General features: G+C 33.3%; 12 protein-coding genes. 2 read left to right on the top strand and 10 right to left on the bottom strand.

Annotation, left to right across the window (positions count from 1 at the left end; all coding sequences use genetic code 11):
• Positions 1-16: 16 nt before the first annotated feature.
• From topA to ylqF, 7 genes are all read right to left on the bottom strand, one after another.
• Positions 17-2,092: a type I DNA topoisomerase gene (gene topA, locus HMPREF3267_RS01465; protein ID WP_172412355.1), complete on the bottom strand. Its 2,076-nt coding sequence runs from the start codon at positions 2,090-2,092 to the stop codon at positions 17-19.
• A gap of 165 nt (positions 2,093-2,257) precedes the next feature.
• Complete coding sequence (dprA, locus tag HMPREF3267_RS01460) at positions 2,258-3,130, bottom strand: DNA-processing protein DprA (protein WP_002491838.1); 873 nt, start codon at positions 3,128-3,130, stop codon at positions 2,258-2,260.
• A gap of 601 nt (positions 3,131-3,731) precedes the next feature.
• On the bottom strand, positions 3,732-4,967 hold the full coding sequence (locus HMPREF3267_RS01450; RefSeq protein ID WP_062077553.1) for an aminoacyltransferase: 1,236 nt from the start codon (positions 4,965-4,967) through the stop codon (positions 3,732-3,734).
• A 164-nt stretch (positions 4,968-5,131) separates the two neighbouring features.
• Positions 5,132-6,040, bottom strand: coding sequence for a succinate--CoA ligase subunit alpha (sucD, locus tag HMPREF3267_RS01445; protein ID WP_062077551.1), 909 nt, complete (start codon positions 6,038-6,040; stop codon positions 5,132-5,134).
• A 21-nt stretch (positions 6,041-6,061) separates the two neighbouring features.
• Positions 6,062-7,228, bottom strand: coding sequence for an ADP-forming succinate--CoA ligase subunit beta (sucC, locus tag HMPREF3267_RS01440; RefSeq protein ID WP_002478290.1), 1,167 nt, complete (start codon positions 7,226-7,228; stop codon positions 6,062-6,064).
• A 110-nt stretch (positions 7,229-7,338) separates the two neighbouring features.
• On the bottom strand, positions 7,339-8,106 hold the full coding sequence (locus HMPREF3267_RS01435) for a ribonuclease HII (RefSeq protein WP_070823893.1): 768 nt from the start codon (positions 8,104-8,106) through the stop codon (positions 7,339-7,341).
• On the bottom strand, positions 8,090-8,974 hold the full coding sequence (gene ylqF, locus HMPREF3267_RS01430; RefSeq protein ID WP_002493074.1) for a ribosome biogenesis GTPase YlqF: 885 nt from the start codon (positions 8,972-8,974) through the stop codon (positions 8,090-8,092). Before ylqF ends, HMPREF3267_RS01435 begins: the two co-directional genes overlap by 17 nt.
• Before the next feature lie 256 nt (positions 8,975-9,230).
• On the opposite strand from ylqF, the gene HMPREF3267_RS01425 reads away from it, so the two are divergent.
• Both HMPREF3267_RS01425 and HMPREF3267_RS01420 read left to right on the top strand, forming a co-directional pair.
• Complete coding sequence (locus tag HMPREF3267_RS01425) at positions 9,231-11,822, top strand: YfhO family protein (protein ID WP_062077549.1); 2,592 nt, start codon at positions 9,231-9,233, stop codon at positions 11,820-11,822.
• A 4-nt stretch (positions 11,823-11,826) separates the two neighbouring features.
• Positions 11,827-14,433: a YfhO family protein gene (locus tag HMPREF3267_RS01420; RefSeq protein ID WP_081095636.1), complete on the top strand. Its 2,607-nt coding sequence runs from the start codon at positions 11,827-11,829 to the stop codon at positions 14,431-14,433.
• A gap of 246 nt (positions 14,434-14,679) precedes the next feature.
• Here the strand turns inward: HMPREF3267_RS01420 and rplS are convergent, their stop codons facing one another.
• From rplS to rimM, 3 genes are all read right to left on the bottom strand, one after another.
• Positions 14,680-15,030, bottom strand: a complete 351-nt coding sequence (gene rplS, locus HMPREF3267_RS01415; RefSeq protein ID WP_002459304.1) for a 50S ribosomal protein L19 — start codon at positions 15,028-15,030, stop codon at positions 14,680-14,682.
• Between the two features lie 105 nt (positions 15,031-15,135).
• Positions 15,136-15,873: a tRNA (guanosine(37)-N1)-methyltransferase TrmD gene (gene trmD / locus HMPREF3267_RS01410; protein ID WP_062077545.1), complete on the bottom strand. Its 738-nt coding sequence runs from the start codon at positions 15,871-15,873 to the stop codon at positions 15,136-15,138.
• Positions 15,873-16,373 carry a ribosome maturation factor RimM gene (gene rimM, locus HMPREF3267_RS01405; protein WP_002478295.1) on the bottom strand — a complete coding sequence of 167 codons (501 nt, stop codon included), beginning with the start codon at positions 16,371-16,373 and terminating at the stop codon, positions 15,873-15,875. The genes trmD and rimM overlap by 1 nt, the downstream gene beginning before the upstream one ends.
• Positions 16,374-16,402 lie beyond the last annotated feature (29 nt).

The following is a 16,402-nucleotide window of genomic DNA, read 5'->3' as shown; positions in this document are numbered from 1 at the left end:
GGCTTTATTGATAATACTATTTTTGAGCTTCTTCTTGATAATCACAATTAGAACAAACTACTTGACTACTGCGTCCTTTTTTCTTCTCTACTAAATAATGCTCACATTTTGGACAGTCTCTTCCAATTGGTTTATCCCATGAAATAAAATCACATTCTGGATAATTAGAACAACCATAAAATATGCGATTTTTCTTAGATTTTCTTTCAACAACATCGCCTTTTTTACAAGTTGGACATGTAACACCAATTGTTTTAACAATTGCTTTAGTGTTACGGCAATCTGGAAAATTAGAGCATGCCATAAATTTGCCATAACGCCCCATTTTAATGACCATTGGAGACCCACATACTTCACAATCCTCGCCAGCAGGTTCATCTTTAATTTCTATTTTTTCCATTTCTTTTTCTGCTCTAGCGACATCTAGTTTAAAACTATTATAAAAGTCATCAATAACCTTGCGCCACTTCATATCGCCTTCCGCAATTTTGTCTAATAATGTTTCCATATTAACTGTAAATTCAACATCAATGATTTCAGGGAAGTATTCTTTCACTTGCTCATAGACAATTTCACCTAATTCTGTAGGCACAAAACGCTTACTATCTAATTTGACATAGTTACGTTTTTGGATTGTGTCTATTGTTGGCGCATATGTTGAAGGTCGACCGATTTTTAATTCTTCTAACGTTTTGACTAATCTAGCTTCGGTATAACGTGGAGGTGGTTGAGTAAAGTGTTGTGCTGGCTCTATTTGAGTTGCAGTAACTTTATCTCCTTCTTTAAGATTTGGCAATTTATTTTCTTTATCATTTTCTTTATCGTCTTTTGCTTCTACGTATAATGTCATAAAGCCTTTAAATTTAATCGTTTGACCGTTCGCTCTAAATTTAATGTCATTTTGCGTTACATCTAAGGCAACGGTATCAAGTATCGCTGGGGCCATTTGGCTTGCAACAAAACGTTCCCAAATTAATTTGTACAAACGATGTTGATCTCTTGATAAATATGATTTCATTTCATTAGGCGTACGCATTGCACTTGTAGGACGAATTGCTTCATGGGCATCTTGGTCCCCCTGTTTACCTTTGGCTTGACGCTTAGATACATAATTGCTGCCATAATTCTCTGTAATATATGATTTAGCTTCATTTTTAGCAGCGTCTGATATTCTAGTAGAATCTGTACGCATATATGTGATTAAACCAACAGTACCTTGCCGTTTTAAATCTATACCTTCATATAATTGTTGTGCAATCATCATTGTTTTACGCGCTTTGAAATTTAATTTACGCGCTGCTTCTTGTTGCAATGTTGAAGTTGTAAAAGGTTGTGCTGGATTTCTAGTTTTTTCCTTTTTATTCACATTTGTTATTTCAAACTGGTCACCATCTAATTTAGCAGTTACTTTATTAACGTCATCTTTGTTTTGTAATTTAAATGGTTTATTTTTATAATGTAAAAATTTAGCCGTGAATTTGGATTTTTGATATCTAAATTCACCTTCAATTGTCCAATATTCTTCTGGTTTGAAATTGCGAATTTCATTTTCACGGTCTATGACTAATCTTAAAGCAACAGATTGTACACGCCCTGCTGACAATCCTTTTTTTACCTTTTTCCACAATACAGGTGAAATGTTATATCCTACAAGTCGATCTAAAATACGTCGTGCTTGTTGCGCATCAACTAAATCCATTTCAATATCTCGTGGATGTTTAAAGCTTTCTTTCACCGCATCTTTTGTAATTTCATTAAATACGACTCTATTTTCTTTTGAATCTTCAAGTTCTAATATGTTTGATAAATGCCAAGCAATCGCTTCACCTTCACGGTCGGGGTCACTAGCAAGAAAAACCTTTTTAGCTTTTTTCGCATATTTCTTTAATTCCTTTACTACCGGCCCTTTACCGCGTATCGTTATATATTTCGGTTCAAAGTTATCATCAACATCCACGCCCATTTGGCTACGTGGTAAGTCACGTACGTGTCCCATTGAAGCGATAACTTTATATTTTTTACCTAGATATTTTTCAATGGTTTTTGCTTTTGCAGGCGATTCAACAATGACTAAATTATCTGCCAAAGTGATTTCCCCCTCGCTGAACTAATTACTAAAGATAAATGATAAACGCTTAATTTTGTTTTTGTCAATCTTTTAATGTTCTATTTTTCATTTTATAACGATATTGTTAAAAAAATTGCATAAATTAAGATACTATATTTTTTCTATCTGAGCACACATTATTTAATAATTTCAAAAAACTTTATTAATATCATAATCCATTAAAATATCTTCAGCTCCTGTAACAATACACGCTCCTTCTCGTGCACGATATAAATTACCTTGTGTAAGTGGATTAAATAGATCTCCTGGAAGAACATAAACATTTCTATTTTGGTCAAGTGCATGTGCGATTGTAATCTGACTACCACTACGTTTTTCAGCTTCGGTAATCAGTACACCTTTAGAAATACCGCTTATTAAGCGATTTCGTTGTGGAAAATGATATTTCGTTACTGGTTCGAAAGGTAAATATTCACTGATTGATAAGTGATGAGCTTCAATTTTTTGACGTAAAATATATGTTTCTTTAGGATAATGTGTGAGATGTCCAAATCCAAGCACTGCGATTGTCGCATGATGGTGTTGTATAGCTAATTCGTGTGCCATGCTATCGGCTCCTTTGGCTAAACCTGAAACAATCGTGAAACGACGATTAAATTGGCTAAATAAAAAGTCTAAAGCTTTGTAGGAATAACTTGTGGCTTTACGAGAACCGACAACGGCTAATGTAGTGTTTGAATTAAGGAGTGAAATATCACCACGATAAAATAGGATTGGTGGAAAATCATAAATTTCTTTTAATAAGGTAGAATAACATTGGCTATTGATAGTGATAAATTTGACAGAGGCATCGTATAATGATGTTAAAATATAATCTTCAGAAATCCGTTTGTATTGTGCAGCTATGTCTCCGAACCATTTTTTAATTTCTGTCTTCGATAATAAATTAAGTAAATCATCCTCTGAAAATGATAAAAAGTTAGGATACGCATGTATAAGCCGTTGAAATTGAGGCGCTTGTATACCACTATAACGTAATTTTAATAAAACAATATCGTCCACTAGGCCACTTCCTTTTTTACTCATTATAACTTGCCAATGCAACAATCTATATCTCAATTGTTTAACAATTCTAGCTTTAATTTAATCTAATTGAAACGAGTAAAAATGCTTATTTCTATATCAGTTTGTTCTATATAAATGACTGATTGTGATGCATCTACATAAAATAAACAGTCTAAAAATAAAAGTAACAGATTAAAATTGTGATGCCAAAACCTTTTCTTCAATATTATCTCCACAATATAGTTAATATGATATGAAACATCATTTGAAAGTATTAAAATTGAAGTTTCTATTGGCAGCCTATATTGACTCTTATTCATAAAACACCTCATTCATTTAGTTTATAAATGAGACAAAAAGGCCTTATTTAAAGGGGCCCCAACAGAGAGGATTTCGAGAAGAAATTCGACAAACAAAGCAAGTTGGGGTTCGGCTATCTTCTATACAAGTCGATAATTCAAAGTCTTGTAAATAAAGAAGAACCTAAAACATAATGATTGTGCTTTAGGCTCTCAACTCCATATTGGCAGTAGTTGACCGGATTGAAAATGCGCTTATAATAAGCTTATTTTAATTCTAGTCCATTTTATAAATTATCCTATTTTCTTAAATAGAATTTATACAACCATGGTCGCAAAGGCTTAATGAAATCGCCAATATATTCCTCTACAAACGCATTAAAGCCTTTTTTAAATTGTTGCACACCATAATCCTCCGCCTGTGAACTAAAATCACCTGTTATACCATAAAAATTATAACGATGAATATGATGAGACTTGGCAAAACAAATCATATCCCATTGTAAACGATATGCCCCCATATATTGGTTGTATTTAGGATTTGAACCACTTAATAAATAATACATCTCATGATTGTTATAGACATATAATGCAGCTGCTAAATCAAGAATATTACCATCTTCCTGTTGTAAATCTTGAGTTTTAGCAATATTTTTATCGATACTTGCTAATTGTTGTGTTAACTGTTGATATTTTGTTTTACTTTTTTTAGAATTTGGATTAATTTCTAAAGTTTCTTTTACATCGTTTAATAATATTATTAACTTTTGTCGTTGTTTTTCAAGCCGCGTCAAATAATCAGCTAAATTGATATACGCTAATTTAATACATCCATTGTCATGATAAATCTTTTGCATTTCTTCAAAGTATGACTCTTCTCTGAAATTGAAGCCATGTTTTTCTTCAGCCATTTTAAACAATCGATAAAATCTATCCGTCTCTTCTATAGGTAAGGTAATGACTTCAACACCCATTTCAAAGGTTTTGTTAATATTACGTCTTGTTTGATAAGACATTTCTTTTAACAATTGATCTTCAGATTTTTGTTGTAAATTAAGTACTGAATGCCATCTAATTTGGCTCATATAGGAGTATCCAACGCTAAAACCTTGATGTTCATATCCTAAACGATGCATCGTATCAATCAACTTTTCATTGTTATACGTATGAATAATTTCCCCCTCTGCATTACGAATATTTTCTAAAATATAAGGGTCAATAAGAACAAATAAACCACGCTGTTTCTTTAGGTAGCGCGTAAGATGCTTAAAGAAAAATTTAACAAGCGATAAGTCATTATAATCCATCACAGGTCCACGATGACTATAAAAATATTTAAATATTTTGAGTACCCGTGCTTCTGTTAATAGACATGCGGCTATAACTTCCCCATAAATATTTTTCACACCAACGAGATGAACGCCTTTATGCTGCTGCTTACGATATTCATATAGTTGTATTGATTGAGTATAATGTGAAAAGTGTTTTGATACATAGGTATTAAACTCCTCACAAGTCAAAGTTGTAAAATTCATGCTGCACCTTCTTAATTATCGTTATATATATATATATATATATATTACTATATATTCAAAAATTAATACATATACATATTTAATTAAAAAATGCCCAACAAAAAAACAGATAGATGGCTTATTAGTCATCTATCTGCTAATCAAATATTATCTTTATTAGACAGTTATTTATCTATTGTTAATAATTGTTCATAAATGCCTGCTTCTTTAGCAGCTGCAATTAATGTTGTACCAATTTCAGATGGTGTATCAGCTGTTTTCACGCCACATCTATTTAATGTTTTAATTTTTTCAGCTGCAGTTCCTTTTCCTCCTGAAATAATTGCACCAGCATGTCCCATACGTTTTCCTGGAGGGGCCGTTTGACCACCAACAAAACCAACAACTGGTTTAGTCATATTTGCTTTAATCCATTCTGCTGCTTCTTCTTCCGCAGTACCACCGATTTCACCAATCATAACAACCGCTTTAGTTTCTTCATCATCATTAAATGCCTTAAGTACATCGATAAAGTTTGTTCCATTAACTGGGTCACCACCAATGCCTACAGCAGTTGTTTGACCAATACCTTCTTCAGTTAATTGATGAACTGCTTCGTAAGTTAATGTCCCAGACCGTGATACGACACCAACATGACCTTTTTTATGAATATAGCCTGGCATAATACCAATTTTACATTCATCAGCAGTAATAACGCCTGGACAGTTTGGTCCAACTAGACGCGTTTTTCTGCCTTCTAAATATCGTTTCACTTTGACCATATCCACTACAGGAATATGTTCCGTGATACAGATTACCATATCTAAATCGGCATCTGCTGCTTCTAAAATAGAGTCTGCTGCAAATGGAGCTGGTACGTATACTACAGATACGTTAGCACCTGTCTCTTGTTTAGCTTCAGCTACAGTGTTATATACTGGTACGCCTTCAACAACTTGTCCACCTTTACCTGGTGTTACCCCTGCGACAATTTGTGTACCATAATCAAGCATTTGTTTTGTATGGAAAAGGGCAGTAGACCCTGTAATACCTTGCACCATTACTTTAGTATTCTTATCTATAAATACACTCATCTTAGTGTTCCCATCCTTTCCTTACGCTTCTTTAACAAGCTTAACAATTTTTTGAGCACCTTCAGCCATAGTAGCTGCTGGCTCGATTGCTAAACCTGAATCATTTAAAATCTCTTTACCGCGTTCAACATTCGTACCTTCTAAGCGCACAACTAATGGTAAAGTTAATTCTACTTCTTTCACTGCTGCTACAATACCTTCTGCAATAACGTCACATTTCATAATTCCTCCGAAAATGTTTACAAAGATACCTTTAACATTGTCATCACCTAAGATAATTTTAAAAGCTTCAGTAACTTTTTCTTTCGTAGCACCGCCACCTACGTCTAGGAAGTTAGCTGGATTTCCACCAAAATGATTAATTGTATCCATTGTTGCCATTGCTAAACCAGCACCGTTAACCATACAACCGATATCTCCATCTAATGCGATGTATGATAAGTCATATTTAGATGCTTCGATTTCTTTTGGATCTTCTTCTTCTAAATCACGCAATTCTTGAATATCTTTATGTCTGAATAATGCATTATCATCAAAGTTAATTTTAGCATCTAAAGCTAATACTTCACCGTCTCCAGTTGTTACCAACGGGTTAATTTCCACAATAGAACAATCTTTTTCTACAAATACGTTATATAAAGAAATTAAAAATTTTGCAGCTTTGTTGATAGATTCTTTAGGAATATTAATATTAAATGCAATTCGACGCGCTTGGTAAGGCGATAAACCTACCACTGGGTCAATCGTTTCTTTAAAGATTTTTTCTGGTGTTGTTGCAGCTACTTCTTCAATTTCAGTACCGCCCTCTTCAGAAGCCATTAAAGTGATACGATCGGTTGCACGGTCAATAACAAAACCGACATAATACTCTTTTTGAATATCGCAACCTTGTTCTATATATAAGCGTTTCACTTCTTTACCTTCTGGACCAGTTTGATGCGTTACCAATTGTTTACCTAATAATTCATTTGCGTATGTTTCAACTTCAGAAAGTGATTTAGCAATTTTAACACCACCTGCTTTACCTCTACCCCCAGCGTGGATCTGTGCTTTAACCACATATACATCTGAATTTAATTCTTTCGCTTTTTCCACCGCTTCTTTAGCAGTAAATGCGACACGTCCTTCTGGAACAGCTACGCCCATAGAACGAAATATTTCTTTACCTTGATACTCGTGGATATTCATCTTCCATCCTCCTGTTTCTTAGGTTAAGTTCTACTCAATTATAAAAAATGAAAGCGCTATTGTAAACTGTAAGTCATTTACTTTTTGCAATTTATTTAAAATTCTAATAATTATAACATAGATTTAACTGGTTCAAAGGTTCTTCGGTGTATAGGTGTGACACCATATTGTTTTAAACCTGCTAAATGTGCTTTTGTACCATATCCTACATTTTTATCAAATCCATAATATGGATATACTTGTGCGTAGTCACGCATTAAATGATCACGATATTCTTTTGCCATAATACTCGCTGCAGCAATGGATACACTTTTGGCATCTCCTTTGATGATAGCTGTTTGTGAAATCGTACTATCTATTGACATTGCATCAATTAATAAATGTGTTGGACGAACTTGTAGTTGATTAATAGCACGTTGCATCGCTACTTGCGTTGCTCTATAGATGTTTAATTGATCAATTTCAGCTGCTGAAGCAATTCCATAGGCATAACCCCTAACATTAGCCATTAAATCTTGATTCAGCTGTGCTCTATTAACCGCCGAAACTTTCTTTGAATCATTTAATCCTAAATAATGATGATTTGCATTTAAAATAACCGCACATGCAACTACTGGCCCAGCTAATGGACCTCGACCTACTTCATCGATACCACATATTATAGCGTCTGGTTGTTGCTGCAATATTTCTTGTTCATACTTCATCATTCTTTGATAATTCTGCTCTAACTTTAACTCTTTTTCAAGTTGGCGCTGTCTAACACGAATTGCTTGCTTTACACCTTTACGTTCATCAAGGTGTAAAGCATGATTTGAAAGTGCTTCTAATGTTGTTACCTTATTTAACTGAGCTTTAGCTTCTTTAATCGTTATTTTCATGTGCAATATCCCTTTTCATTTCTGAATATAAATCAAAACAGTAGGTACCCATTTTGGCATTACGTAAATCATTAATGAGCAATTCAATTACCGCTTCATAATCAACCTCGTTCCCTTTTTGTAATAATCCTCGACGCCGTCCAATTGCATCAAACCATTCCAAAATTGCTGCGTCTTCTTCTACAGAAATATGATAATGTTGGCGCAGTGTTTCGATATCATGTTGGATAAGAAAATTAAGTCCGAAGATAGCTACATCATCTAAATGTACAATACTATCTTTGATTGCACCTGTTAAGCTGAGCTTTTTACCTACAAGTTCATCTTCAAATTTTGGCCATAAAATACCTGGTGTATCAAGTAATTGCAATACTTTTCCAACTTTAATCCATTGTTGTTGCTTTGTAACACCTGGTTTATTACCTGTTTGCGCAATATTTTTGCGCGCGAGTTTATTAATTAATGTCGATTTCCCTACATTAGGTATGCCTACAATCATTGCCCTTATTGCTCTTGGTTTAAGACCTTTAGCTTGTTCTTTCGCAAATTTATCTTTGGTTGCTTCGATCGCTGCTGCTTCAACACCTTTTAAATTTTTACCATGTTTTGCATCTACAGCAACTGGATAGAATCCTTGTTCAACAAAATAGTGTTCCCACTTTGACATTTCTTTTAAGTTAGTCATATCTTTTTTGTTTAAAATAACCACACGTGGCTTTTGTTTGATGACATCATCTATCATTGGATTTCTTGAGCTATATGGTATTCTTGCATCTACTAATTCAAACACCACATCTACTTTTTTTAGTTGTTCCGTCACTTCCCTTTTTGCTTTTGCCATGTGTCCTGGATACCATTGTATTGCCATCATTGTCACCTTACTTCCTATGTATTGTTAACTGTTTGATTATACTGTATATTCACAGTGCTTCCCAACATTGAGAAAGAATTTATGTCAACTATCACTTTTATTTTATAGAATTTAACTGTAATAGTAAAAATTTAATGTTATGTTTAAATGCATACTCCTAAGTACAAATACTTTTCATCGTAACCAGCATCCCCTACAATTTAAACAGAGTCACAAAATCACAATAACAAATTGACTTAATCGAGGCTAAGTTATGACAAAAAAGTTACTCATGATTATGCTATTTTTAACACTTGCTATTATTGGACATACATATATTCTTTACCGCTTCATTCACGATGGTATTTTGTTTACTGGTCCAAATGATGGCATAGAACAAATGATTCCAATGCAAATGTATCTATATGACAAATGGAGTCAAGGTCAATTTTTCTATGCTACTGACTTTGGTCTAGGAGGAGACTTTTTTAGCGATTTAAGTTACTATTTTTCAACTAATTTATTGTTCATTATAAATGCCATCATAATATATATTACTAACTTAATAGTATCGTTACCTACCGGAAATGTTACTTTTTGGACCATAAATGCAATTGTTATATCAATTGTCAAAGCTACAATTGCGATGCTTGTTACATATTTATTTAGTATGCGAATTGTTAAACATCGAGTGAACAGTAGTTTAATTGCTTTTCTCTTTGTTATGTCACCATTGTATTATCGTTTTACTGTCTATTGGCCATTCTTTAGTGATGTATTTATCGGATTACCTTTATTACTTTATGCAATCGAACACATGCTACAACAAAAAAAGATAGGTCTGTTAATTTTAGCCATTACCATCATCATGATAAATAACTTTTATTTCGCCTATTACTTTTTACTCATTGGTGCAGGTTATTTGCTTATTCGCATCACCTTTCCACATAAAGATGATAGGATGAAACGCATAACAGCTTTATGGTTATCTGTATTGTGCGCGTTTCTAGGTTTAGCTAATGCCTTATTTATGTTTTATTATAGTGCTCAAAGTTATATTAACAATCGCCGTATTCCGTATAAAGATCATGTTCCTGTATTCGAATCTTTAAATATTAATAATAATATCTTTATTGACAATTACTTAATCATCTTGTTATTTATCACGATACAAGCATTGCTAACATTTAAACTATATAAGCACTATTATTTTAGACTTTTTGCATTTTTAACGTGTATTACTATCCTTTTTAATTTTATGCCTATCGTAGATCAAATATTTAATGGTTTTTCGGCACCACAAAAACGTTGGCATTTTTTACTAGCGTTTAATTCTGCGATGGTTATCGGGCTGTTTATAAAATATTTTAGTACAATTCGTATAAAAACGTATATATGGACAAATATTGTAGCACAATTAGCTGTTTTTATTAGCGTCATTGTTTATCATCAATATGTCCCTTGGTTAGTTTTAGTGCCCATAGTTTCTTTGATTGGATTATTCACTCTAATCATAAAAGATGCTACATCACGTTTAATAATAAAGCAGATTTATGTATTTTCCATTATTTCATTAAGCATTCTTGTTTCTGCTGTTTTTATTAAAAATCAAATTTATTTTAAAGATCACGAACAGCGTGCGAATAATATGTATATCCATTCTAGCCTATACAATTCTGAGTTACAACGGCAGCTTTTATCATATATGACACATACAAAAGAGCCATGGGAGCGTATTGATTGGCGTGTCAATGAGCAAGATAATACACCTATGTATCAGAAGTTTAAAGGCTTAAGTCTGTATTCAAGTATTTTTCATCATAATATTTTAGATTTATATTATGATGACTTGAAAATTAATTTAGCCGAAGAATCATTAAGTCGTTATCAATCTACTAATGGACGTCAAAATATTGCAAGTTTATTCTCTGTTCGTTATATGATGTTAAAAGATTATCAAAATAATTTACCTGCCTATTTTCAAAAGATAAAATCAAGTGGACAATATGCCATATATGAAAATAAATTGAATTTACCTGCAGTGAAAGTGACCAACCATCTTTATAATGACCAGTCAATAAAAACTTCGATTGATAGAGAACATGCCATGTTAGATGGTGTCATTGTACATAATGGTGGAAACAATTATCATAAGCACAGTAAAAATTTATTAAATAAAGTTTCACAATCATCCCAACATATTCAATGCTTATCTAATAAACATATAAAAGTAAACAGCCAACAAGGTGGCACGATTAAATTACATTTACCCAAATCAATACGTCAACACTACACTGATTTTTATCTCACTATGTATATTAAACGTGGTCAACCCGATAGTAATTATAGTGTAGCTATCAATGGTTATGTTAATCACAGGTTGTATAATCAATCTACGTATCGCACAGGCGTCAACACACAATTGTATCGCACGCAACCTGATGAGAATGGTAATATTAGCATTCAGCTCACACCTTCTGGTACATTTGATATGAAGTTAATTTCGTTACATGGTGAAAATTATCATAAGTTAGTTCAGACGCATCGTCAAGCTAATTTTGACCATCGTTATCAAGATATTCACGATGGCGTTCGTATTACTTTAGCTCCACATTCACAAGGAATGGCGGTTGTTAATATACCTTATCGTAAAGGTATGATGGCGTATGTAGATGGTAAACGTATCAATCCAATCAGAGTAAACACCATGATGACAGGTATTCCTGTTAAGAAAAGTACAACTTCAATTATCATTAAATATTTACCACCACATTGGATAGTCATGCTGCTGTTATCATCAATAAGTATCCTTTGTAGCATAATGATCACACGTATTTTCACTAAAAAAAGGAAAGATGAGGAATAACGTGATGCAAAAAAGAACTGTTCAAGCGATGAAGACATTTGTAATGATCACTTTAATCTCATTTATAGCAACACTAATCATTTATTTTCCTTTTATTAAAGATTGGATAAGTAAGGGATATGTATTTAGTGGTGTTGGTGATGGTTTTAGACAAATGATGCCTTTTCAAATGTATTTATATGAACATTACACACAATTAAAAGGATTTTATGATCACTCATTTGGTTTGGGTGGCGATTATGTTAAAAGTCTTGCCTATTATTATTCGCTATCGCCAACAATGTGGTGTAACTTTATCATGATATGGTTGGGCGAACGCTTATTACATTGGAATCCTCATGTCATTGGATTTTGGCCATTCAATCAACTTATTGTTGCTTTAGGTCGTTCACTATTGACATTTATTTGTGCATTTTATTATTTTAGATATTTAAAATTAAAACAAGCACCCTTGATGATAGCCACGATTTTATATGGCGCATCAACTGTTGGTCTTTATTATAATTTCACGTGGTCATTTTATGGAGATTTATTAATTTTTTTACCACTCTCATTGTGGGGGATGGAAAGATTTTTTCAACGTGGTAAGATAGGCGTTTTTATCGTCGCAATAGCTATAACATTATTTTCTAATTTCTATTTTAGTTATTATCAAGCGATTGTTTTAGGAATATATTTCTTATTACGTATTATTTTTGAATATCGCTATGATATCGTTACACGTTGGCAAAAGTTTTATCTACTTATGTTTGGTACGATACTAGCACTATTTTCAAGTATCATTGGCTTTTATACGGGAGTATCATCCTTTTTAAATAATGACAGACAACAAAACTCTGATTTTAAAATCAGTCTGTTTACTGATTTAACACAGGATAATTATTATATTTTTTCTAATGGCTTTTACATCACAATTTCGATTATTGCACTTGTCGCTTTGTTGAGCTTCAAGTTGTATAAGCATTATTATTATAAATTATTCGCAATCATCACTTGGTTTTTATTAATCGGATCATTAACACAATATTTTGATAGCGCATTTAATGGCTTTTCATTGCCTCAAAGGCGTTGGGTATACTTCTTAGTGCTTTCAACAAGTGCTTTAATAGCTTTATATATCCAACATATATCAGAATTATCGATAAAACAGTATTGCTTTGCTGCTATTCCTGTATTTATCTTTGGCTTATGTCGATATCTATTTGCGGAACATTTTGTCAATTGGATGCTAATCTCACTCATACTTATTATTATCTTAGCCTTGTTAGTTTGGAGAAAAAAATGGCTTTATCATCCATTGGTTTTACTTGGTATCGTTGTCATCTTCTTTGTTCAACAAGTCGTGATGACAATTGAATCAAGTAAACGTACGATAGGTCCATACTCAACGACGATGTCAACGATCACAGATCCAAGTTATTATAATACGAAGCTTGCAAAAGTAATTCAGCAGATTAATCACAAAAATAACAATCCACTACATCGTATTGATTATATGTCATTCTATGCTTTAAACTCACCATTTATTTATCATTATAACGGCATATCCTTATATTCAAGTATTTTTGATGGAAGTATCTTAAACTACTATGATCATCTTATGCAAATCAATATGCCGGTTGATAAAAATAGTACATATCGTTATTTGAGTAATCGTGCGAATTTAGAAGCACTCTGGAATGTTCAAGATCGTTTTAGACATCCAAATGATCTCAATATACCCTATGGATTTAAAAAGATAGACACTATTAAAAACGGTAATGATACATTAATCCATTCTAAAAACACAATAAATTATCCTGCAACTCATGTAACAAATAAAGTATTTAATGCGTCAGATTTAAAATCACCGTTAGATAGAGAGCAAGCCATGTTACAAGGCATCGTCCCTAGCGATGGTTCAATTAAAGCAAACACAGCGTTTAAAGCTAATCAAAATTTAATAGATGAAGCAAAGCGGTCTACTCATAATGCAACTTGGCTAAATCATTCTCGTTTAAAAGTAGATAAAAATAACGGTGGCGTTACGTATACTTTACCTAAAAACGTAGCTAAAAAATATAAAGATTTATATGTTGAAATGGATGTTGAGTTGCTCACACCTGATAAAAATCATGAAGTTGGTGTAAATGAATATGTCCAAGATCGTAATGAATTAACTTACAAATATCGTCGCTTTGTTACACCGGTCACGATGCGTATAAAAGCGGCTGATAAGCTAAATATACATCTATCTCAAGGAACTTATCGCTTATCAGTTAAAGGAATATATGGCGAAGATTATTCGTCCATGCAACAATCAGCAAAAGACTTAAAAGCTGTTAGTGTAAAAGAAAATAAAAACGGTTATACGATTTCGAAATCAAAATCAACATCTGGCTATGTCGTTCTCCCTATGGTTTATGCAGATGGCATGAAGGCTACTGTGAATGGTCGCAACGAAGATGTTAAGAAAGTAAATGGTATTATGACAGCAATTCCAGTTAACAAAGGAGACACACATATCAGATTAACCTATACACCTCCACACTGGCATTTACTTTTCATCATGAGTATACTTGGAATATTTTTAAGTATTGCATTTCGTTTTTGGGTTAAAAGAAAAGTATAACAAACCGGGACAGAAAACCTAAAATTTATAAGGAGCGGCACAGATTCATAATCAAGTCTGTTCCGCTCCTTATTATAGGACTAAATATTAACATGTATCTGTGACTTTTTATTCTATGAGCACTTTTATAGCCTATTTCAAATTGAAAAACTTCCAGCCTCTGCAAACCATACATGAGGCTGGAAGTTCTTGTATATGACAAGCATTACACTAACCCTTGTCTTATCATTACCTTCGATATGCTGATTAACGAATTTCTTGGATTCTAGCAGCTTTACCACGTAAATTACGTAAGTAGTATAATTTAGCACGACGAACTTTACCACGACGTTTAACTTCGATTTTTTCGATTTTTGGCGTGTGTAATGGGAAAGTACGTTCCACACCAACACCTGAAGAAATTTTACGAACTGTAAATGTTTCAGAAATTCCTCCACCACGGCGTTTAATTACAACACCTTCGAAAACTTGGATACGTTCACGTGAACCTTCAATAATACGTACGTGTACACGTAAAGTGTCACCTGTACGGAATGAAGGTAAATCTGTACGTAATTGTGATTTTGTTACTGCTTCAATTAACTTATGATTACTCATTATAATTTCTCTCCTTCAACCTATGTTCTTGCCTAGACAAAAGTATAGCAGCGGATCATAGTGATTTTTAGTGTCTTTTCACACTTAAACTATGTTAGCACATGGTCAGCCTTTTTTCAATTGCTTTTTAAAGCTTTCTATTATTTCTTTATCTTGTTCACTTAGAGGATAAGCCGTTAATAAATCCGGACGCTTAAGATATGTGCGTATAAGTTTTTGTTTGTGTCTCCATTTTTCAATGTGTGCATGATTTCCTGATAATAATACGTCGGGTACAGTCATACCTTGAAATTCTCTTGGACGCGTGTATTGCGGGAATTCTAGTAAGCCATCTGAAAACGAGTCGTCTTGATGAGATTGTTGGTTACCAAGGACACCAGGAATTAAGCGCACAATAGCGTCCGTCATAGTCATAGCTGGTAGCTCACCACCTGTTAAGACATAATCACCCATAGAAATTTCATCTGTAACAAGATGTTCTCGAATACGTTCATCATATCCTTCGTAATGACCACAAATAAAGACAATATGCTCAGTCGAGCTTAGTTCTTGCGCAATCTTTTGTGTAAATGGACGCCCTTGAGGACACATCAGGATAACACGTGTCTCATCATTATGCTGAATATCTTTCATTGCATTGAACACAGGTTCTGGCTTCAGCACCATACCTTGCCCACCACCAAAAGGGTAGTCATCAACTTGATTATGTTTATTGACTGCATAATCTCTAAAATTAATTGTATTCACATTGATGATTCCTTTATCCTGTGCACGTTTTAAAATCGAATGGTTAAGCACGCCTTCAAACATTTCGGGGAATAACGTTAAATAATCAATTTTCATTAATCTAACAACCCTTCTAACGGTGTAATCATAATCGTTTTATTTTCAATATCAACATCTTTAACTACATCAGCAATATAAGGAATCATATATTCCTTATCGCCTTTTACTACCCAGACATCATTCGCACCGGTTTCAATAATATTTGTGACACGCCCAATAGGTATTTCTCCATTAAAAACCGTACATCCTATGATGTCAGAATAATAAAATTCATGCTCTGCTAATTCAATGCCTTCATGATCTCGCTCTTGATACAAATAGTCACCTTTATATGATTCAACATCATTGATATTATCAAATCCTTCAAATTTTAGCATGTGGAAGCCTTTATGAATACGATATGATGTCACTGTTAACTCAACATTGTCGTTATTGTGCTTTAAGGTTAATACTTCTCCTGGTTGAAAACGCGTATCTGTAAAATCAGAATGAGATTTTACTTTTACTTCGCCCTTAATACCATGCGTATTTACAATCTGTCCAACTTCAACTTGCATTATCTTCGCTCCCTCGGTCATTAAAGTTA

The sequence above is a fragment of the Staphylococcus sp. HMSC62D11 genome (genome assembly GCF_001839145.1).
GTDB classification, from domain to species: domain Bacteria; phylum Bacillota; class Bacilli; order Staphylococcales; family Staphylococcaceae; genus Staphylococcus; species Staphylococcus lugdunensis.
The sequence above is the reverse complement of the archived record's forward strand: the minus strand, read 5'-3'. Positions and strand labels throughout refer to the sequence as shown.

Coding starts and splice junctions, on each gene's coding strand:
- HMPREF3267_RS01450 (WP_062077553.1), bottom strand. CDS start 4,967: ATGAATTTTACAACTTTGACTTGTGAGGAGTTTAATACCTATGTATCA.
- rimM (WP_002478295.1), bottom strand. CDS start 16,373: ATGCAAGTTGAAGTTGGACAGATTGTAAATACGCATGGTATTAAGGGC.
- sucC (WP_002478290.1), bottom strand. CDS start 7,228: ATGAATATCCACGAGTATCAAGGTAAAGAAATATTTCGTTCTATGGGC.
- trmD (WP_062077545.1), bottom strand. CDS start 15,873: ATGAAAATTGATTATTTAACGTTATTCCCCGAAATGTTTGAAGGCGTG.
- HMPREF3267_RS01420 (WP_081095636.1), top strand. CDS start 11,827: ATGCAAAAAAGAACTGTTCAAGCGATGAAGACATTTGTAATGATCACT.
- rplS (WP_002459304.1), bottom strand. CDS start 15,030: ATGAGTAATCATAAGTTAATTGAAGCAGTAACAAAATCACAATTACGT.
- HMPREF3267_RS01425 (WP_062077549.1), top strand. CDS start 9,231: ATGACAAAAAAGTTACTCATGATTATGCTATTTTTAACACTTGCTATT.
- HMPREF3267_RS01435 (WP_070823893.1), bottom strand. CDS start 8,106: ATGAAAATAACGATTAAAGAAGCTAAAGCTCAGTTAAATAAGGTAACA.
- sucD (WP_062077551.1), bottom strand. CDS start 6,040: ATGAGTGTATTTATAGATAAGAATACTAAAGTAATGGTGCAAGGTATT.
- ylqF (WP_002493074.1), bottom strand. CDS start 8,974: ATGGCAATACAATGGTATCCAGGACACATGGCAAAAGCAAAAAGGGAA.